15 protein-coding genes are annotated in these 21,241 nt (G+C 53.9%); 9 read left to right on the top strand and 6 right to left on the bottom strand.

The window, feature by feature from the left end:
- Positions 1 to 162: 162 nt before the first annotated feature.
- The 4 genes from ABTW62_RS06620 to ABTW62_RS06635 form a co-directional block, all read right to left on the bottom strand.
- Positions 163 to 315 carry a hypothetical protein gene (locus tag ABTW62_RS06620; RefSeq protein WP_430903808.1) on the bottom strand — a complete coding sequence of 51 codons (153 nt, stop codon included), beginning with the start codon at positions 313 to 315 and terminating at the stop codon, positions 163 to 165.
- Between the two features lie 419 nt (positions 316 to 734).
- Complete coding sequence (locus ABTW62_RS06625) at positions 735 to 2,819, bottom strand: TonB-dependent hemoglobin/transferrin/lactoferrin family receptor (protein WP_430903809.1); 2,085 nt, start codon at positions 2,817 to 2,819, stop codon at positions 735 to 737.
- Positions 2,820 to 3,065: 246 nt separating this feature from the next.
- Positions 3,066 to 4,784: a sirohydrochlorin chelatase gene (locus tag ABTW62_RS06630; RefSeq protein WP_430903810.1), complete on the bottom strand. Its 1,719-nt coding sequence runs from the start codon at positions 4,782 to 4,784 to the stop codon at positions 3,066 to 3,068.
- A gap of 173 nt (positions 4,785 to 4,957) precedes the next feature.
- Positions 4,958 to 6,259 (bottom strand): DUF2325 domain-containing protein, encoded by a 1,302-nt coding sequence (locus ABTW62_RS06635; RefSeq protein ID WP_430903811.1) that lies wholly within the window; start codon positions 6,257 to 6,259, stop codon positions 4,958 to 4,960.
- A gap of 650 nt (positions 6,260 to 6,909) precedes the next feature.
- Here ABTW62_RS06635 and ABTW62_RS06640 point away from each other — a divergent pair.
- On the top strand, positions 6,910 to 9,405 hold the full coding sequence (locus ABTW62_RS06640) for a 3-hydroxyacyl-CoA dehydrogenase/enoyl-CoA hydratase family protein (RefSeq protein WP_430903812.1): 2,496 nt from the start codon (positions 6,910 to 6,912) through the stop codon (positions 9,403 to 9,405).
- Between the two features lie 104 nt (positions 9,406 to 9,509).
- Complete coding sequence (locus ABTW62_RS06645; RefSeq protein ID WP_430903813.1) at positions 9,510 to 10,709, top strand: acetyl-CoA C-acyltransferase; 1,200 nt, start codon at positions 9,510 to 9,512, stop codon at positions 10,707 to 10,709.
- A 459-nt stretch (positions 10,710 to 11,168) separates the two neighbouring features.
- On the opposite strand, the gene ABTW62_RS06650 is transcribed toward ABTW62_RS06645, so the two are convergent.
- Positions 11,169 to 11,927 (bottom strand): hypothetical protein, encoded by a 759-nt coding sequence (locus tag ABTW62_RS06650; RefSeq protein ID WP_430903814.1) that lies wholly within the window; start codon positions 11,925 to 11,927, stop codon positions 11,169 to 11,171.
- 518 nt (positions 11,928 to 12,445) lie between these two features.
- Between ABTW62_RS06650 and ABTW62_RS06655 the strand changes: the two genes are divergently transcribed.
- From ABTW62_RS06655 to ABTW62_RS06685, 7 genes are all read left to right on the top strand, one after another.
- Complete coding sequence (locus ABTW62_RS06655; protein ID WP_430903815.1) at positions 12,446 to 14,842, top strand: DNA internalization-related competence protein ComEC/Rec2; 2,397 nt, start codon at positions 12,446 to 12,448, stop codon at positions 14,840 to 14,842.
- Between the two features lie 424 nt (positions 14,843 to 15,266).
- A complete protein-coding gene (ectA, locus tag ABTW62_RS06660; protein ID WP_430903816.1) occupies positions 15,267 to 15,815 on the top strand; it encodes a diaminobutyrate acetyltransferase in 549 nt (182 codons plus the stop codon).
- A complete protein-coding gene (gene ectB / locus ABTW62_RS06665) occupies positions 15,802 to 17,130 on the top strand; it encodes a diaminobutyrate--2-oxoglutarate transaminase (RefSeq protein WP_430903817.1) in 1,329 nt (442 codons plus the stop codon). Before ectA ends, ectB begins: the two co-directional genes overlap by 14 nt.
- 5 nt (positions 17,131 to 17,135) lie before the next feature.
- Positions 17,136 to 17,531, top strand: a complete 396-nt coding sequence (locus ABTW62_RS06670) for an ectoine synthase (protein WP_430903818.1) — start codon at positions 17,136 to 17,138, stop codon at positions 17,529 to 17,531.
- Between the two features lie 12 nt (positions 17,532 to 17,543).
- Positions 17,544 to 18,485, top strand: a complete 942-nt coding sequence (gene thpD / locus ABTW62_RS06675) for an ectoine hydroxylase (protein WP_430903819.1) — start codon at positions 17,544 to 17,546, stop codon at positions 18,483 to 18,485.
- A gap of 47 nt (positions 18,486 to 18,532) precedes the next feature.
- The gene (locus tag ABTW62_RS06680) at positions 18,533 to 19,948 is read left to right on the top strand and encodes a sodium/proline symporter (protein ID WP_430903820.1); all 1,416 of its coding nucleotides are present in this window, start codon (positions 18,533 to 18,535) and stop codon (positions 19,946 to 19,948) included.
- A gap of 365 nt (positions 19,949 to 20,313) precedes the next feature.
- The gene (locus tag ABTW62_RS06685) at positions 20,314 to 20,634 is read left to right on the top strand and encodes a hypothetical protein (protein ID WP_430903821.1); all 321 of its coding nucleotides are present in this window, start codon (positions 20,314 to 20,316) and stop codon (positions 20,632 to 20,634) included.
- 99 nt (positions 20,635 to 20,733) lie between these two features.
- Here the strand turns inward: ABTW62_RS06685 and ABTW62_RS06690 are convergent, their stop codons facing one another.
- Positions 20,734 to 21,219 (bottom strand): hypothetical protein, encoded by a 486-nt coding sequence (locus ABTW62_RS06690; protein ID WP_430903822.1) that lies wholly within the window; start codon positions 21,217 to 21,219, stop codon positions 20,734 to 20,736.
- Positions 21,220 to 21,241: the final 22 nt, after the last annotated feature.

The following is a 21,241-nucleotide window of genomic DNA, read 5'->3' on the forward strand; positions in this document are numbered from 1 at the left end:
TAGACATCTCTCCATGGAGTTTTGGTCCAATACCTGGAAATTTTATCTGAACTGGCAAAGTTGGGCGGAATACAAGGGTAACCCAACCCACCGAACACTGGATTCCAAACCATTCTCGGATGAGGAAATCAGTGACAACAGCTATCAATGTAGAGACATAGCCTAAAATTCTCCTAATTTGATGTCCTTGATTTGAATTGCATCCAATGCATCGAATTTGGTCGGATTCATCATCTCTTCCAATAGTTTTTTTATATCGTCAACACTGGCTTTTGCCAGATTGATGTCTAGTTCTACTGTTACTTCAACTTTCATACATAGCTCCTTTGGCAGTTTTTTTATCTTAATTCAGTGTGTCCTATTACTCCGTACCGTCAATTAGCTTACAAATGAAATCGATGGATTCGCCTGCCAGGCTAGGCGCAAACCGTAGTCATAGCCATAGCTATGGCGAGGATTTGCAACAACGCATGACAGGCGAAGGCGCGATTTCATGTAAGCGGTTTGGCGGAACGGAGTACTATAGCCATACTATTCGACATGATCTTAAAAAACAAACTGAGAAGATTGTACAAGACACGTTCAATTGTCAGTTCAGCAGTAAGCGGTGACAAGGTGATCTATGCGCTGATAGTATTCTGTCCACTTTGTTTGTCATTGCTCGCTTCCACGCTACAAGCATTATTGGGGCAGCCAGTTGTGAACTGGCTGCGAGGAGGTGAGTGAATCAATGATCAGAACTGGTAGGAGGCCATGAGTTTGTAATTCCGGCCGGGGTCCCTGAGGACGGTAAGATGACGCCGGTAGTCCTTGTCTGTCAGGTTGTCGATGCCAAAATCCAATCTGATTCCCCTGAAAGCACCATTCTGCGGCATCCAGGCGAGTGTCAGGTCGTGTAACGTATAGCCGGGAGTCGCCGTTCCTCCGGCTGGAATGCGGTTCTGGGCTGAGACGATGCTGCTGCGCCAGCCCATGGAGAGATCGTAGGTGGGCCAGTTCAGGCCTGCCAGGACAATCCATTTATCCGGTTGTACGTTGGAAAGTGGACCGCCGAGTGTCTGGTTGCGGCCTCTTGTCTGGCCGTACGAGAAACCGGCATAACCGTATTTTGCAGCATAATTGGCTTCTATTTCGAAGCCTTCCAATATCGCATTGCGTACATTGCCGCTGGTTGTGGTGCCGCCTCTATCCGGATTGCCGGGTACCGGAAAAGGGGCGACGGTAACCATCATGTCGATGAAATCCTTGACTTGGTTGTGGAAGTAGGCTGCGCGAATGGCCAGCTGGTCCCCGCTATTCAGCAGGTTGGCGCGATGAATGCGCACCCCGGCTTCCTTGTTGAAGGCGGTTTCTGGTTTCAGGTTGGGGTTGGGGACGAACAGATTGGCGCAGCCTGGCCCACAAGTGAAATGTGTGCCGGTAGTGAACAGTTCACCCAGCGTGGGGGCGCGAAATGCCTCGTTGTAACTGGCCGTGATGGAGAGCCAATCAGTCACTTCGAAAAGCCCACCAATCTTGAAATTAACCCGGTCGTTCTGGTTGGCGCTGATGGCCTGTCCGTCTGCCTGGCTGCGGAAGTAGTCCCAGCGAACACCGGGAATCAATGATAATCGTTTCCACAAAGTAATTTCATCCTGCAGGAATACCCCGACCACATCGGCATCGCCACGCGGAAATTCCGGCCGCGTGGCGCCATTGCGCCGGCCTTTGCCCTGGTTGTGGAAATAATCGACGCCATAGGTGAGCCGTTGCGTAATGTGGGTGTTGATATCCATCTGCGAGGTATTGCGCAGGTTGACACCGGTCGTCGAGAAATTGGTCTCGTCGCGCCGTTGGTCAAATAGGCGTTTTTCCAGGGAGTGAGTGGTGTTGTGGTAAAGCAGTAATTCCGGATTGAGCCATTGATTGTCCGGGTTCTGGTAACGATAGCGCAACGTATAGTTCCGCTGTTCGGTGTCTCTGTCGACCAGTGTATTGGTCGTTGAAGGAGATTGTGCATTGGATGGTACTTTTCCAGCTTGGTCGAATGTCTGCGCGGAGAATGTGAACTGGTGGAAACCAGGCGTCCAGTTCAGTTTTGCCAGGCCTGCGTAGGACGAGAACCCGGAGTGCTGCAGTTTGGATCCGTCGCCGTGGCGGATGTCATCGGCGGCATGGCGGTAGGAAAAATCCAGCAAATAGTCAAATTCATCCCCGAGCAAGCCAAACATGCTGAGTCCGGGTGTGTATTGCTCATTCATGCTCTGAAACCCGCTCCTGACCTTGACACCGAAGCGTTCATTGGCGCGCAGCAGATCGGTTGCATCCCGAGTGGTGAAGGAAAGCACCCCGCCTAGTGCACCGCTGCCCCACACAACCGATGAGGGTCCACGCACAATATCAACGCGCTTCAGCAATGACGGGTCGATAAAGATCCGTGCATTGTGCCCGCGCCGGAAATCCTGCCTGGCACCATCCAACAGGAACAGAACGCGCGCATCGCCCAGGCCGCGAATATTGGGATTGAGGCCGATATTGCGCGGCCCGCCACCCAGATCGACGTTAGGGACATAGCGCAGCACATCCGCGATATCGGCCGCCTGGCGGGTTTGCAGCTGCTCGCTGTCGACCACGCTGACCGACTCCGGGACATCTTTGAGTGCGCGGGTGGTGCGCGTCGCGGTAACAGTGATTTCCTGCAAGTCACCCATAGCGAGTTTATTTGTGGATGGTGTGTCGCTGAATGTCTCTTGTGCTAAGGCATGTTTGCAAAAAAAGAGTGAAATAACAATTAAGTAAACCCCTTGCATGAGCGGGGTTTGCCAGAATTTTGCACGCATAGGTATGTTCTTCCAAAATGGTGAAAGTTTCTGGCTGGCTGGCGACTAGTACTCCGTTCCGCCAAACCGCTTACATGAAATCGCGCCTTCGCCTGTCATGCGTTGTTGCAAATCCTCGCCATAGCTGCGGCTATGACTGCGGTTTGCGCCTAGCCTGGCAGGCGAATCCATCGATTTCATTTGTAAGTTAATTGACGGAACGGAGTACTAGTGTGCTGGCTGGCTAACAAAAATGAATGCTGTCGATCAGTGATTCATCGCTTGGGCGTACTGCTGCATGCCTTGATGAATTTGTTCCTCTACCCACTGCGTAAACAGTGGGTGGGGCGCGAAGCCGCTGCCCAGTTCAAATTGCAATCCGGCCAGGAATCTTTTCTCTGGACCAGTGGCGGTTGTGCGAGCGGGAATCACGATTGCCCTGCCATCGTGCTTGCTGGCTTCCGTGACCATGTTTCTGACTTTTTCGATCCAGGGGGCGCGCTTGTCGGGCCAGTCTTCGCGCCAGGTTGCCACCTGGATGGCCTTGAATTGCTGGCCGCCGTTATGGCGCATATGCTGGGCGATTCCTTCCAGTTTATTGAGCCAGGCGAGATTGCGTTGATCATCCTTTGTGCCATGCGCAACGACAATGATGGTTTCCTTGGCAGGATCTTTGGATAATCCAAGTGCGCGATCGAGCAGTGCAGTGGCAAACAGTGGATGGTCGTCATAGCCGCCAGTGAAGATGACAGGCAGGGTGGTCAGGATTCGGGATGGGGATTCACCGGGTTTTCCATGGTGGCCATGATCGGTATGTTTGCCAGGATTATCGGGGGTGGCCTGCCCGGCACGCCGGTTCTCGAAATCCAGGCCGGTCAGCTGCTCGATTTCCTTGCGGAATGAGCTACCGGTTGCGTAGGCGCTGACTATGATCGCTGTTTTTGCGCCGCGTTGTTCCAGTTTGCGTAATGCGCGTTCGATTGTGCCAGGGTCTGCCATGGAGAAGGCAAATTCGACCAGATAGCGCTCCATCAAAGGTTGTACGGCTGTTCGCAGATTCTCGTTCCAATGGAAATCAGAGCCATGGGCAAAGAGAATGACGCCGGTACTGGCGGGGGTAAGGGACTGGCTGCGGTTGGCTTCGCGTGTCATCCAGGTGGTCAGGTATTTGGGATCAGCCGGATGATCGACCAGTTTGGCATGTTCCGGGAGCAGCCATGTCAGACGTGCTTCGAGCGACATCATGCTGTCATGCCTGGGTCCGAAGGCAAACGGGAGGACATGGAATTGCTTGTCCGCCTTGGTGGATGAGCGAGATTTGAGTGCCGTGGCGAGCAATTGCTTGATATGTTTGAAATAGGCTTCTCCATCTTCATCTTGACCTCTTTCTGGAAGAATCAAGGTTTGGATAGATTGCACGTCCAGGCCGTTTGCAGCGTGATGGACTATTTGCTCCCAATCCTGTTGCATGCCCCGTTGACTGGCCTCATCTCTGGCGCCATAGCCGACGATCAGCAAATCCTGACCGGCGATTGATGGTGTGGCGCGCATGCGGCCAGCGAGTTCCTCGACCGCGATATAGCTTTTTCCATAGGCACGGGCGAATGACAGGGAGAGATCCGATTCTTTCTGGATCAGCAGTTCCCGGACGAGTTGATAGCGTGGGGTCGAGGTGGACAGGAACAGAGGCAGCACGACGATATGTTTGGCGCCCCGGTTCTGAAGCGAAGCCAGACTAGATGTCAGGGACAGATTTGTGCGTTCATCCGTGACAAAGACTAATGCTGCATTGCGATGTTGTTCGAAATTCGCGAATGCATCGCGAATTTCTTCGTTGCCGACAAAACCGCGATCGGCGGCAACGACCAGAAACCCGGTGGAATTGTTCTGCTGGGTGTCTTGCGCTTGTACAAGAGCAGTATGCAACATGGCAATGAAAGCGATAATGAGTAAAACTGGCTGTTGCAACGCAGGCCAAAAATTCATAAACCCTCCATGAAATTATGATAGTTATTGGTTTGTTGATGGTTTCAACGAGATGCTTGGTTAAGGGTGCGCCACTGCCAGAAACAATCATGTCAGCGCACCCGGTTTCATTTGCATAGCGCATGCGGACCCGCTCCGGTTGATAGGGTGTTTGCCCGCATACGTTATGCCATTCACATGGCAGTGCTGTGAATGGTGGAATTGCCGGTTGTAATCCTGGTCAATGCCGTGGCAAAGCTGGAGACGCCCATGCCTTTGAAGAGCAGGCAGGGAATATGGCTCAGGCGGCAGAGTCGTTTGACTTGGTAATAGGCGGCGTGACTCACGCAATCAGTGGGGCAGATGACCGCGTGTGCGCTGTATATCATTTCGGGTAGGCGTGACAGAGCATCTTCCTGGCCGCCGTCATGATGGGCCAGCTCGAGTCCCATTTGCCTGGCAAGCGCCCGGTATTGCGGCAGCAAAGTGATCTTGCCGCCCACACACAGTATGCAAGGACAGGATCCGGTGTCATCAGTCGCACTGGCCTTGCTCCCATCCGCGTCATTGCCGTGGTCAGCATGCTGTGTGAGCAGCAGCTGTTCTAGTGCATCCCGTTCCTTGCGCAGATTGTCGCATTGGTGTTGTATGGCAAATAAATCCTGTTTGGCGCGTTTATATGCCTGATCGAGCTGCTTGGCGCCTTCAGCCTTGATTCGCAATTGTTCGTTTTCGGTTGTCAAGCGCATCAAACGTTGTCCCATGGCATGCATGGCCTGACAGGATTCCAGTTTCTCCAGGCGCTGGCGGAGCATTTCGGCCTCCTGCTGGCTAGCCTGCAGGCGCTTGATTTCTGCCAGCGCCTGGTTCAATTGAGTGCGCAAGCGGGATTCTCTGGTGGCGTGCTGTTGTTTGTATTTTTCCAGTGTGCCGGTTGTTTCCAGCAGCATTTGTTCCGATTCCAATAGCCTGGCTTGCGCCGAGGCGAGATCGATAACTGCCTGATGCATATGCATGTGTATGCAGTCGTGAATGCGTGCCTGGCTGGCATCGCCAATGCGTTTGTGGGTCAATGCCGCCCATAACGGGCCGGCAATTTTTCCTTGTGAATAATAGTGCTGCCAGAGAAGCAGCACTTCATCGTCGCTTTTGGCACTCTCAAATTGTTTGATATATCCCTGATATTGCTTGTCCAGATACTTGTGAATGGCTTCAGAAAATCGGTTTCTGCTGGCTGCGCGGCAGACCGCCTCGACATGCAGGGCATGCGTGTGGCTGATGGGCGCATCAAAATGAAAGCGCCGGGCAAACCGCTCCAGTTCTGCAGTCGATATGCAGATGCCCATAATGGGGCAGTGAAAGGTGCGGTTCAGATCCCAGATTTTTGTGCGTTTTATAGGAGAGGGTGTGATTTCAACGGTAATGGTCTCGGGCAGTTTTCGTGCTTGCGGCCATGTATCGAATGAAGGTTGTTTTTCTATTACCGGGCTGTTCATACTCGGATCTCCGTATTGGGTATTTATTCTCAAGGGTGGTTAGTGCTCGGATCAGTATCGGTGATACGATTTAAATGAATAATAATACAAATGATAATCATTATCATTAAATGATTCAACTGGCGTGAATTTGACCGGGGTAAGCTTGCAGGACCGAATTACTTCCTATTATTCATTGCAAGCGTAAATCTAAATGGAATCAGGGAGTTGTTGCAGCCCCCCCTCTTTGGAGAATAGGCTGCTAAATAATTTTCAGTGGGAGGCATGAGATGCTGGATAATCTCGCATCAGTTGTAGGGCGCATGGCACGCACTTGCGCTTGCCGGCATCCGCTTGCGTGCCCTTGTTTGCTGAGGGGTGCTTGCTCTTTGCGTTTCATGCTTGTAATCTCTTTAACAAGAAAGGCTTTGCGGTATATTGCTTTGAACCAGCCTAGGAGGCTGTCTGAGAATAGCGATCGTAGCGAGGGCGAGGCTGGTTGAGTTGGATTTTTCGATCATTTGAGGCGAATAGTCGTTCTATTTAACGAAAAGGATCGTAAAATCCGGCCAATCAGGCTTGTTCGCAGTAGATCAGTCTATTCTCGGACAGCCTCCTAGCACAGGGAGGCGGGCAGTATTTTCCGATAATCTGATCAAACGGGGGGAAATTTGAATAATAATCCATTCATCGTGAGGAAAGCTGCAGTATTGGGCGCAGGTGTCATGGGCGCGCAAATTGCAGCGCATCTGGTCAATGCCAACATAGAGACACTGTTGTTTGAATTGCCTGCGGCATCCGGCGATGCCAACGCCAACGTTATCAAGGCGATTGGCAAGCTGAAAAAACAGGAACCGGCGCCATTGTCGAGCAGTGCCAGAGCGGGCAGTATCGAGCCCGCCAACTACGAGCATCATCTGGAAAAGCTGCGGGATTGCGATGTCGTCATCGAGGCGATTGCCGAACGCCTGGATTTGAAAGCGCAGCTATATGAGAAGGTTGCGCCGTATCTGCATGATCAAGCCATTTTTGCGAGCAACACTTCCGGCCTGTCCATCAATAAACTGGCCGAGGCGGTGCCGGAATCCTTGCGCCCACGTTTTTGCGGCATTCATTTTTTCAATCCGCCACGCTATATGCACCTGGTGGAATTGATTCCGAGCGCGCACAGTGATGGGGGCGCATTGGACGTGTTGGAAGCCTTTCTGGTGACTGCCCTGGGCAAGGGGGTGATCCGCGCCAAGGATACGCCCAATTTCATTGCCAATCGGGTGGGCATCTTCTCGATTTTGTCGAATATTCATCATGCTCAGCAATACGGGTTGAGTTTTGATCTGGTGGATAAGCTTGCCGGGACGCTGATCGGGCGGCCGAAGAGTGCGACTTTTCGTACGGCGGATCTGGTCGGGCTGGATATTCTCGCGCATGTGATGCAGACCATGCACGATGAACTTGCCGATGATCCCTGGCATAAATACTTGGCTGTGCCGGATTGGTTGCAGAAACTGGTGGAGCAGGGCGCACTCGGGCAGAAGAGTGGCCAGGGAATCTATCACAAGCAAGGTAAGGAGATTCATGTGCTGGATCTGGCTACTGGCGATTACCTGCCCGCTGCAAGCGAAGTCGATAGCGAGGTCGAAGCATTGTTGAAGCAAAAAGATCCAGTCGCCAAGTTTGCCGCCTTGCGTGAGCATGACCATCCGCAGGCCCAGTTCCTGTGGGCAATTCACCGTGATTTATTTCATTATTGTGCTGTGCATTTGGCTGCAATCGCTGACAACGCACGCGATCTCGATCTGGCTGTACGTTGGGGATTCGGCTGGCAGCAGGGGCCGTTCGAGATTTGGCAGGCGGCAGGCTGGCGCGCTGTCACGGAATGGATTAACGCTGACATCGATGCCGGTAAATCCATGGCTCAGACACCCTTGCCGGATTGGGTGCAGGCAGCCGGTCAAGGTCCGGCGCCAGGCGTGCACACGCAGGAAGGTTCCTACGCGCCCGCGGCGGACAGCCTGCAACCACGATCACAACTGCCAGTCTACCGGCGCCAGCTGTTTCCTGATCGCTTGGTAGGCGAAACGGCGACCTATGGCGAGACCGTTTTTGAAACCGATGCATTACGCATGTGGCACACCGGTGACCAGCTCGCGATCGTCAGCTTCAAGACCAAAAAACACACCATCGATGATGCGGTTCTGCAAGGCATGCAGCAGGCCATCTCGGAAGCGGAGCGGCATTTCCGTGCCTTGATTCTCTGGCAGACCGAGCCGCCATTCTCGCTTGGCGCCAATTTGCAAAAAGCGACAGAGCGTCCAAAACGCGAGGCGCCGCCGTCTGCATTCGACGAGTTTGTCAAGAAGATCAAAAAGACTGCGCAGTCCACCATTCTGCAGGCTGCTCGCAGTCTCGATATGGCCGATGCGCTGATGGCTGGAAAGTTGGCTGAAGTGGAAGCGATGATTGCCCGTTTCCAGCAAGTCTCGCAGAGCTTGCGCTACAGCAGGGTGCCGACGGTTGCGGCAGTCGATGGGCTGGCCCTGGGCGGCGGGTGTGAATTTGTCATGCATTGCGATCGCGCAGTGGCGACATTGGAAACCTATATCGGGCTGGTCGAGGCGGGCGTGGGGTTGCTGCCGGCTGGCGGTGGCTGCAAGGAATTTGCAATGCGGGCAGCAAGTCATGCGATCGATGGCGACCCATTTCCCTATCTGAAACATTATTTCGAGACGGTTGCAATGGCGAAACTGGCCAAAAGCGCGCAGCAGGCGAAGGAGTTGGGTTATCTGCTCTCGGCCGACCAGGTGGTCATGCATCGTTTTGAATTGCTGCATGTTGCCAAGGCTCAGGCGCTTGCCTTGGCTGAGGCCGGCTACCGGCCGCCTTTGCGTCCTCGTGAAATCGTGGTGGCCGGTTCGACCGGCGTGGCCACCATCAAGGGCACATTGGTCAACATGCGGGAAGGGGGCTTTATTTCCGAGCATGATTATCTGATAGGCGGCAAGATTGCGCATGTGATGTGTGGCGGCGATGTGATGGCGGGCAGCCAGGTGGACGAGGAGTGGCTGCTGGAGCTGGAACGCTCCGCCTTCATCGAATTACTGGCGACCGAAAAAACCCAGGCCCGTATTGCCCATACGCTCAAAACCGGTAAGCCGCTGCGCAACTGAGGGCGTGATGGCCAGGCCGGTCAATGTTTCAAGTTTAGCGAAGCAGTGTCTGCTGGCGCTGCTCTCTGAGAAGCCGGATATTCAAGAATCAAAGGAGAAGTCTGATGATCAAGCAAGTTCAGGATGCCTATATCGTCGCCGCCACGCGCACCCCGGTCGGCAAGGCGCCGCGAGGAATGTTCAAGGATGTGCGCCCCGACGATCTGTTGGTGCATGTCATACGGTCGGTATTGGCGCAATGCGAGGGGCTGGATCCGGCAGCGATCGATGATGTCATCGTCGGTTGCGCCATGCCGGAGGCAGAGCAGGGTATCAATGTGGCACGTGTGGCTTTGCTGCTGGCCGGTTTGCCTGACCGCGTGCCGGGCATGACGATCAATCGTTTTTGTGCTTCGGGATTGCAGGCGGTCGCAATCGCTGCTGACCGTATCCGTCTGGGAGAAGCTGATGTGATCATGGCCGGCGGCACCGAAAGCATGAGCATGATTCCCATGATGGGCAACAAGGTGGCGATGAATCCGGCATTGTTTGTGAATGATGAGCATGCCGCCATTGCTTATGGCATGGGGATTACTGCCGAGAAAGTGGCGACCCAGTGGAAAATTGCACGTGAGGACCAGGATGCCTTCGCGCTGGAAAGCCATCAGCGGGCAATGCGGGCAATCGAACAGGGCGAGTTCAAGGACGAGATCTCACCCTATGTTGTCGAGCAGAACCGGCTGGATTTGTCTGCCCATGAAATCCGTCATTTGTCAGTAGTCAGGGATACCGATGAGGGTCCGCGCGCGAATACGAGCCCGGAAATGCTGGCTAAATTGCGATCTGTCTTCGCGGCCAAAGGGTCGGTGACTGCGGGCAACAGTTCACAAATGTCCGATGGTGCCGGGGCGGTATTGGTCATGAGCGCGGCCGCATTGCAACGTTTCAATTTGACCCCGATCGGACGATTTATCGGTTACAGCGTGGCCGGTGTGCCGCCTGCAATCATGGGGATCGGTCCGGTTGAAGCAGTGCCCAAGGTATTGAAACAAACCGGGATGAAACTGGATGATCTGGACTGGATTGAATTGAACGAAGCCTTTGCCGCTCAAAGCCTGGCTGTCATCAACGATTTGGGACTCGATCGCACCAAGGTCAACCCTTTGGGTGGCGCAATCGCGCTTGGCCATCCCCTGGGCGCGACTGGCGCAATTCGCGTCGCCACGCTGATGCATGGCCTGCGGCGCCGTAATCACCGATACGGCATGGTGACCATGTGTATCGGCAGCGGCATGGGCGCAGCCGGTATCTTTGAGGCACTGTAAGTACCTCGGTTATGATACTGCGTTGTGATACCCGGTTGCGGTATTGAGGGTCTGCCTGAGACAGGTGGGCCCAAATACAATTCCTTGGATCGTGGTAGTGATGCCTTGAGCGCCATGTGGTGGTTGCTAGGAGGCTGTCCGAGAATAGACTGATCTACTGCGAACAAGCCTGATTGGCCGGATTTTACGATCCTATTTCGTTAAATAGAACGACTATTCGCCTCAAATAATCGAGAAATTCAACTCAACCAGCCTCGCCCTCGCTACGATCGCTATTCTCGGACAGCCTCCTGGTACTCCGTTCCGTCAATTAGCTTACAAATGAAATCGATGGATTCGCCTGCCAGGCTAGGCGCAAACCGCAGTCATAGCCGTAGCTATGGCGAGGATTTGCAACAACGCATGACAGGCGAAGGCGCGATTTCATGTAAGCGGTTTGGCGGAACGAAGTGCTAGCAGTCAGAAAGCATGAATCAACCGCCAGGCAACCGTCCACTCGGTCCGTTTGGGATCTTCCAGCTTGGAGGGGCCGCCCCCCACTTGTAGGGAAGTGTGAGGGGTAAAGTCGTAATGGATTTGTGGCACCAATCGATAGCGCCATTTGCTCCAGCGAGGCATCTCGTTATTGATTTCAAATCCGAGTGTCAGCTGTCGTGAGAAATGATAGAAGAGGCTATTGTTGAGCAGTCCGTTGAAACGTTCCCGTTTTTCAGAAAAATTGTTGCGTACGCCCAGCATGTGGAACATGCTCCATTTGCTGGAGAGACGCATGCCATTCAAATAAAGTGTGTCGGTCAGGTAGGCTTTCTCATGCCGGTTATAGCGGCCAATGATTTGCCAGCCATGGATCATGCGTGCATTAAGCAGTGTGCCGAATGTGCCCTGGAGCGCAAGTTTGTATTCGGCCACTGAAAAATCCTGGAATGGCAATTCCAGCTCGATTGCATAACCGTCGAGGAATGCATATTCAATTTCCGGCGCCCATTCAGTATGTCCGGCACGTAAAGCGTGATCAACCAGTGTATTGATTTCCAGTTCGCCCTTGGCCGCACCCAATGGCCTCACCAGGTCAAACAGCATCGGTTCCGGAATATGGGGAATAACGCTGCTTTGTGTTGCGTCCACCGGTCCAAATTTGTGATTGTTGTTGGAGGCTTGGGCGCTGGAGATGATCGCTATGGACGTAATGACAGCTAACAATATGAAAACATGTTTCATTGGCACTCTGATCTATCAAGATATGTTTTATTAGCCTGGCAGTAAAATTTGTATGATTGCCGTAATCGCTGGCTATAACGGCAAATCACGAATAGAACCTGAATCCCTCTGAGATCGTTTGAGAATTCTAAATTCCAGTGAAAATACAACTACCTGTGTACCCTGGCAGGTGCAGTTTCTTCAAAATTGCCATCACCACTGCCATGACGAGCGTATCGATCCCTGCTGCGCCCATTCCGCTTGCGGATTGATGGGATGTTAAGGGTCTGACCTCAGGCAGGCATGCTCAAATAACTTTTCAGCCGGTTGCCGATTCTGACGTAAACATTATCAGTTGTTAATATTTCAGAATTGCGAGGAGGCGTGAGCATTTTGCAGCGAGCCATAAGCATGGATAAAACGCTGGTTATTTCTATAACGCCCAGCCATAGGGAATGGTTTTCTCTCGCCGGTAGCATGGCGAACGGCTACCACCCAGGCTAAAAGCCGGTTAGTTTATCACTACCTGGCCATCGTTTGTGCCAATCCTAAAATACAGCCTGGCATTTGTGCTGGGGGCCATTTTATTGCAGCAACAACCGCAGTTGCCGGATATGTCTCTGGCTGCCGGGTGGGCGTTGACCGCACTGCTGGTGCTGCGCCTTCGGCGCTATCGCTCCGGGGCGGCCTTGCTTGCGAATGGATTTCTTCTGTACGGTATCGTGCTGGGTGCTGGATTTCTGTGGGCGGCATTTTGCGCCCAGACCAGGCTGGCGGATGCTTTGCCGCATGCATGGGAGGGACGGGATATTAGCTTGGTCGGTGTGGTGGCCAGGATGCCGCAGCGCGACCGCCAAAAAATACGATTCCGGTTTGATGTCGAACAGGTGCTCACGCCCGATGCCACTGTTCCGGGGCGTATTGTGCTTTCCTGGTATCAGGGCAGGCAGAAAACGGTCCATGCGCCACCCGACTTGCGGGCTGGTGAACGCTGGCAGTTACTGGTTCGGCTCAAACGTCCGCATGGTAATGCCAATCCGCATGTGGCTGACTACGAGGCCAAGCTGCTGGAGCGCCGGGTGCGTGCGGTGGGGTATGTGCGCCCAGCACCCAGCAACCAGCGTCTGGAGGACTGGTGCGGCAACCTACGCTATGGGTTCGAGCGGATGCGGGAGCATGTGCGCGCCCGCTTTACGCATTATTTGGCGGATAGCCCTGATGCAGGCGTATTGATTGCCCTGGCGGTGGGTGATCAGCGTGCCATCCCTGCGGTGCATTGGCAAACATTCACGCGTACCGGCACCAATCATCTGATGGCCATCTCTGGGTTGCACATCACCCTGGTGTCCGGTCTGATAGCCATGGCCGTGTATGGATTGTGGCGGCGCATCGCCTGGTTGTCGCTGCGATTGCCGGCGCGCAAGCCGGCAATGCTGGCGGGATTGATCGCAGCCCTTGCATACGCGTTGCTGGCTGGCTTTGCCATTCCCGCGCAACGCGCCTTTTTAATGTTGCTGATCGTGGTGGCGGCATGTTGGCATGACCGGCGTGTTGCCATGTCAGCCGTGCTGGGATGGGTGCTGCTGGTGGTCGTGACCGGCGACCCCTGGGCTGTCATTGCACCGGGGTTCTGGCTGTCGTTCGGGGCGATTGCCCTGATTGGCTACGCTTTATCCGGGCGCATCGGCCAATCTGGCAAGGCGGCCGGCTGGGTGCGCATCCAGTGGATGATCACACTGGGCTTGTTCCCGCTGCTTCTCAGCCTGTTCCAGCAGGTGTCATTGGTATCGCCCATCGCCAATGCGCTGGCCATCCCAGTGATGACTTTTGCCGTAGTGCCCTTGACTCTGCTGGCGGCTGTGCCGGGCTTGGAGTTTTGCTTATCGATCGCGCTTTTTATTTTGCAGGGATTAATGACCGGCCTGCAGTGGCTGGCTGAGTCTCCACCTGCCATTTGGCAGCAGCATGACCCGCCAGCCTGGACGGTAGCGGCAGCGGTAGCGGGTGTGCTGTGGCTCATGTTGCCCGGAGGGCCGGGGCTCGGTATCCGGGCGGGTTTTCCGGCACGCTGGTTGGGTTTGCTAATGCTATTGCCTCTCTTTCTCGTGTTCCCGGCCAGACCGGTAGAGGGAGAGCTATGGTTGGATGTGCTCGATGTGGGGCAGGGCCTGGCAGTGGTGGCGCGCACGCGTCATCACGCCATGCTTTATGATGCCGGGCCAAGCTACGGTGACAGCGACAGTGGAAAGCGCATCATCGTGCCTTATCTGCGTGGCGAAGGCATACGAGCACTTGATTTGATGATCATCTCTCACGCCGACTCGGATCATAGCGGTGGCGCATTGTCAGTGCTGCAATCTGTGCCGACCGCGGCGCTGCTGGCCTCGCTTGGGCAGGATCACCCGATCCGGCAGAAGTTCGCCGACCATAGGAACTGTCTGGCAGGGATTGCCTGGGTGTGGGATGGCGTGCACTTCGAGGTATTGCACCCCCGACAGCCTAGCTATCTGGCACAGCGGCACAATACCAATGAATCGAGCTGTGTGCTGAAGATCACGACCCGTCACGGCAGTGTGCTATTGCCGGCGGATATCGGCCAGCCGACTGAAAGCGAATTGCTCCGGCAAGTGCCCGACCGGCTGCCAGCCACCGTCCTGATCGTGCCGCACCATGGGAGCAAGTCATCTTCCTCGCAGGCTTTTGTGCACGAGGTGAACCCGGCCTACGCAATTTTTACGGCGGGTTATCGCAATCCTTTCGGACATCCCCGAGCAGAGGTGGTCAATCGCTACCGCGCACTAGGCAGCACACTGCGGCGCAGCGATCAGGATGGCGCAATCCTGCTGCGTTTTGCCCAAGGCGGGGTGGAGGTAAATACCTGGCGCGCGCTCAAGCGCCGGTACTGGCATGACAGGTTGTTCGAGGAGGCGCAATAGTCAATAGTTATACGGTGATACGACCTCTATGCCGTTTCAGGGTCTGTGTGCGGATCCGGCGGGCGACTGCCGCCACGGAACGCGCGCAAGCGGCAGCATGCAATGTCGCTACCTTGAGTAGTCACGCACACCCATACACACTCAATTGCAGAATCCAAGATGATTAAGGGAAAACTTTTAACCGAGAAGTGTAATTTATTTTTAAAAAAATAACAAGCATGGCTTCTATGCAGTGAAATTCTATATAAGTTATTGATAATAAAACATATTGTATGGTTTGTGTTTTGTGAGAAAACATGCTGATTTTCCATGTTTGGACGGGTTTCGCATTTGACAGGACGATGCAACTTCCTATAGGGTAATAAGGAAGCAGTGATCTGGAAATTGAAGATTATCAACTGAAAACAAACTACAGGACTCATATTTGGAAGTAGAGCAGCTCAGTAATATCGTTATACGCCAACCCTTTTCCACGGATGGGGCTTCTGTAAATGCACTGATTGCAAACTGTCCACCGCTCGATCAAAACTCCCTTTACTGCAATTTGCTGCAGTGCACGCATTTTTCAGCAACTTCCGCCCTGGCCGAACAGGATGGCAGGATTCTCGGTTTTGTTTCAGGCTATCGGTTGCCAGAAGAACCCGAAACGCTGTTTATCTGGCAGATGGCAGTAGACCGTGTCGCACGAGGCAAGGCTTTGGGTAAACAGTTGATCCTCGATATTTTGTCGCGCCCCGTATGTGCCAGTGTTTCCATGCTGAAGACCACTGTGACTCAGCCCAACGCAGCGTCGTGGGCAACGTTTGAAAAAATAGCTGCGGCATTGGGCGCACCCCATCAACGCACACTGTTATTTGACCGCGACCAGCATTTGGGCGGCCAACATGACAGCGAGTTCCTCATATCTATTGGCCCGTTTCAAGTGCCGGGCAGGGTAAATCAAACAGAAGGAAAGAATCATGACCACACATAAAACAGTCACAACGGCAGATCATATTAATACCGATATTTTTAAACGCAATGAATCGCAGGTGCAAAGCTATGCGCGCTCCTTTCCTTGTGTCTTTGAGCGCGCTGAGAACGCTACGCTTTATGATAGCGATGGGCGCGGCTATCTCGATTTTCTGGCGGGCGCTGGCAGTTTGAATTACGGTCATAATCATCCAGTGTTGCGCGATGCGCTGCTGGAGTATATCGCTTCAGATGGCATCACCCACAGCCTCGACTTGCACACCCGTGCCAAGGCTGGCTTTCTCGAAGCCATGCGGACACATATTTTCGAGCCGCGCGGTCTGGATTATGTCATTCAGTTTACTGGCCCGACCGGTGCCAATTCGATTGAAGCCGCGATGAAAATAGCCCGCAAGGTCAAGCGGCGTACCAATATTGTATCTTTCACCAATGGTTTCCATGGTGTCACGCTGGGCTCGCTGGCGGCAACCGGTAACCAGCATCATCGCGGGGGCGCCAACATGTCTCTGACAGGGGTCACGGCAATGCCCTATGATGGCTATATGGGTGATGAAGTCGACACCATAGACTACTTTGAGAAAGTGCTGGGGGATGCCAGCAGTGGTCTCGATCACCCTGCCGCAGTCATTCTCGAGACCGTGCAGGGTGAAGGCGGGTTGAATGTGGCGTCTTATGAGTGGCTGCAGCGGCTGGAGCGCTTGTGCCGCCGTTACGATATGCTGCTGATCATCGACGATATTCAGGCAGGTTGTGGCCGCACCGGCAATTTTTTCAGCTTTGAGGCCGCCAATGTCAAACCGGACATTGTTACCTTGTCAAAATCGCTTTCCGGATATGGTTTGCCCTTCGCTGTCACATTGATCAAACGTGAACTCGATATCTGGGAACCGGGTGAACATAATGGCACTTTCCGCGGCAACAACCACGCTTTTGTGACCGCCGCGGCGGCGATCGAAACATTCTGGCGCGATGACCAATTTTCCAAATCTGTTCAGGCCAAAGCGGCGATGTTAACCCAACGCTTGCGTGCCATTGCCGAGAAACATAACAAGGGCCTCATCAAGGTGAAGGGGCGCGGTTTGATGCAGGGCATTGACTGCGGGAGTGGTGAGCTGGCTGCAGCCGTTAGCCGTGCCGCCTTCGCGCGCGGCCTGGTCATTGAGACCAGCGGACCTGATAGCGAAGTTGTCAAATGCTTGTGCCCGCTGACAATCAGCAATGAAGATCTGACACGCGGTCTGGATATTCTGGACGAAAGCGTCACGGTGGCTGTTGCCAGCCAGCGCAAACCCCTCAGTAACGTAGTGGCTGCCTAGATATTATGATCGTGCGTAATTTGAAAGATGCGCGCAACTCTTCTCGCAGGGTTGTGGCGCAAAACTGGGAAAGTACTCGTCTATTGTTGAAAAATGATGGTATGGGTTTTTCTTTCCATATCACGACCATCTATGCGGGTACCTTGACTGAGATGCATTATCAGAACCATCTTGAATCGGTTTATTGTATTTCCGGCCACGGGATGGTCGAAACTCTGGATGACGCCAAGCAATATCCGATCACGCCAGGGACGATCTATATTCTGGATCAACATGATAAGCATGTCTTGCGTGCCGATACCGAAATGGAGCTGGCGTGCGTCTTTAATCCACCACTTAACGGCCGTGAGGTGCATGACGCAACTGGCGCCTACCCTCTTGAGGCTGAAACCGTCGAATGATGAGATATAAAGATGAAAGAGCAACTTCAAGCGGGCTTTGTTACAACACAAGCTGATTGTTATCCATCGCGCGTGCATGCCATGCCCGAGATGCTGGCACGTCAGGATCCTGTCGTCTACAGCGACTGGACAACGGTGTCACCCCTGACACGCGCACAAACGGAAAGCTATGTCCGGGATGGCTTTCTGGTGTTGCCTCATTTGCTTACCCCTGACGAAATTGTCTGTTTACAGCGTGAAATGGGGGGGGTGCGAACCGAGACAGAGGGCATTGACCCGGAACTGCTGATCCGGGAGCCTGGCAGCGGGGCGCTGCGCTCGATCTTTAAAGTTCATGAGGTCAGCCGCATTTTTGCGCGTCTGGCCAGCGACCGGCGCCTTGCAGGCATCGCCCGTTTCCTGTTGGGTGACGATGTTTACATTCACCAGTCGCGTCTCAATTTCAAGCCGGCCTTTCGGGGTAAGGAATTCTATTGGCATTCCGATTTCGAGACCTGGCATGTCGAGGATGGTATGCCGCGTATGCGCGCTTTGTCGATGTCGATCGTGCTGACACCTAACCGCAGCTATAACGGGCCGTTGATGCTGATCCCGGGTTCGCACCAGAAATATATCGCCTGTGTCGGGGAGACACCTGATAATCACTATGTACAGTCGCTCAAGAAGCAGGAATACGGCGTGCCCGATGACGATAGCTTGCGCGCATTGGCCGAGGCGGGCGGCATCGAGACGCCCTTGGGACCGGTCGGTACCGTGATTTTGTTCGATTGCAATACTATGCATGGTTCAAACAGCAATATCACACCCTTTCCGCGCAGTAACTTCTTTGTTGTGTATAACGCGCTCAGTAACCGCCTGGTAGCACCCTTCGGCGGAAAACGCCCCCGGCCTGATTTCCTGGCAAAACGCGGTTCGCCATACGCCTTGCCGATATACGAGGGCGACATCGCCTGAGACTGCACTGTTTCGCAGGCGCGCTATCAAAATAGGATCATCGCCACATGAGCATGGCTAGTTTTATTATCTTTCTGGCCGGCTTCTTGTTGGTTGGACTTGCCTCGGTGTACAAGAGCCGTGGCACCAAAGTCGATTATTATCTCGCCAGCCGTTCGGTTTCGCCCGCGTTGACAGGCTTGTCAGCCGTCGCCACCAATAATAGCGGCTATATGTTCATTGGTGTGATCGGCTTTACCTATCTCACTGGCCTGGCCGCAATCTGGCTGATGCTGGGCTGGATATTGGGCGATTTTCTTGCTTCGCTATTCATTCACCGGCAATTGCGGATATCGACCGAGCATACCCGCGAGATCACCTTCGCAGGCGTGCTCAGCCGTTGGCAGGGCGGGGACTTGATCTATGTGCGCAAATTCGCTGCCGTCATCACGGTCCTGTTTCTCGGGGCCTATGCGGCAGCGCAGCTCGCCGCCGGTGGCAAGGCATTGCATGCCTTGTTTGGCTGGGAGCATCAGTCCGGTGCCATTCTGGTCGCTGTCATCGTGGCCGGTTATTGTTTGGCAGGGGGCATACGTGCATCGATCTGGACTGACGCGGCGCAGTCGCTGGTGATGGTGTGTGCGATGGGGCTTTTGTTCATAGTGGGTGTGGATGGCCTTGGGGGCATTGACGCGACCTGGCGGCAATTGGAGCAAATCCCACATTACCTGAACTGGTTCCCCGATAATCTGCTGATGCCTGGTCTGGGCGGTGTGGTACTGTTCGTTGTCGGCTGGATGTTTGCGGGTTTCAGCGTGATTGGCCAGCCGCATATCATGATCCGCTTCATGGCGCTGGACAATGCCGCCCATATGCGCCAGGCGCGCGTCTATTATTACAGTTTTTTTACGATATTCTATGCCTTGGCGACCGGTGTCGGCATGCTGTCACGGCTATATCTGCCCGAGCTGCAAGGACTGGACCCTGAGCTCGCCTTGCCAACCATTGCGATGCAATTATTGCCGCCGGTCTTGGTTGGCCTTATCCTGGCAGGTATTTTTGCCGCGACTATGTCGACAGCCGATGCCTTGGTGCTTGCCTGCTCATCAGCGTTGACCCATGATCTGGCACCCAGGCGACTGGAAAAAACCTGGGAGATCAAGAGCATGACGCTGGCGGTCACAGCGCTGGCATTGCTCATTGCACTGGCGGAAACGCAGAGTGTCTTCAACCTGGTGATCCTTTCCTGGTCGACCCTGGCGGCTGCATTTGGGCCGCTTTTGTTCATTCTGGTACGCCAGCATCCGGTCGATGAACGTTTGGCGCTGGTCATGATGGCTGTGGGTATGGGCACGGCCTGGCTTTGGCGTTATTTCGATTTGCATGAAGACATTTACGAAGGCATGCCGGGCATGCTGGCCGGGTTGGCGGGCTATTACCTGCTCCGCCCTGCACTGGTTTCCAAGGATGAGAAGCCTGCCTAATTCTTAGGAGCCGTGAAGGAATAAGTGTGACAATTGAGCGCGTCTGGCTGGATGCAATGCAAGGCGAGAGGAGGAGTCATAGCGAGCTATGGCAACGACGAACAACGCCGCAGTGTACCTGCCAGATGTGATCCAAGTGTTACAGTTATTCATGAACGACTCCTTAATGCCAGGCGAGTACCAGTCGTTTGAATTTGCCGAGGGTCGGGCAGCCTACATATGCAATATAAGTTGACTCATCTGTACACAACCTTACAATGCCCATAAATACCGTTTCCCCGGCTGCTCGGTTCGGAAAGATGACCTATTGCCAGCAGCCGTGATGGAGCAGCAGCATACGTTAAACAATTCATGGACTGCTTATCATGATTACAGAGTCTGACTGGAAGAAGTTCAAAAAACTTAAAGAGGCCGCCCTGGAGAGATTTTGTGCGGAGGTGCTTGCTGACGTTCAGGCAGCGAACAGCCAGGCGGATATGTCGAATTATGCCAAATACATCTATCTTTACAAGCTGGTTGAGAATGCAGACAAGCGGCTGTCTCTGCTATTCGACAGTCACAGCCGATCGAAAGCACGCATGCAACTAATGCATCTGCGCAGCGAGGGATTGATTGCAGAGAATGATTTGGAGGGTCTGTCGGATGAACTGATCCAATCTACCGAGCCGATTGTAAGGAATCCCTGACAAGCTGCCCGCGCTCGCTCTGGACTCTGCTGCGCTTCATGCATCCTGCTGAGAATTTGGAAGCACAAAATAAAGCAGGCATCAGCTGGGGAGCGGGGCTCATTCCGACCGCGTGCATGTTTGTAAATATTGCCAGGCCATGCGGCCCAGATGGGGGTTTCCCTTTAGTGAGGCGGAGACAGTTGCGCCGTCGGTTGCTTTCAACAGCAAGGAAAACCTGAAGGCTGGCATGAGGTAGGTGCGATCGATTTTATCGTAGGTGTGCACCACTTCCGGGGCTGGCGAAACATATTCCATGACCGCATCCGGGTTGGTGGGCGAATTGCGTGCATAGATGCCGGGCAATAGTCTCATGTCATGGGCAAGAATCTCCGATGCCTCAATGTCCTGAAAGGTTCTATTCCTGAACTGTAGCAGGCGCATGGACCACCGCCTGTCCCTCTGCAATTTTTCAGTGACGCATAATGCAAGTTCAGCGTGATTTCCCGCAAAACTGTCTTCATAGGCCGAGCGGCTTTTTCCAGGCTCGTCGATACTGGCGCAAGCGGTCAAAGATACCGCCAGGATTGCAATCAATGGTTTCATATCAAGATGCTCCAGGAATTTG

This window comes from Nitrosomonas sp. ANs5, assembly GCF_050584665.1.
Lineage (GTDB): Bacteria > Pseudomonadota > Gammaproteobacteria > Burkholderiales > Nitrosomonadaceae > Nitrosomonas.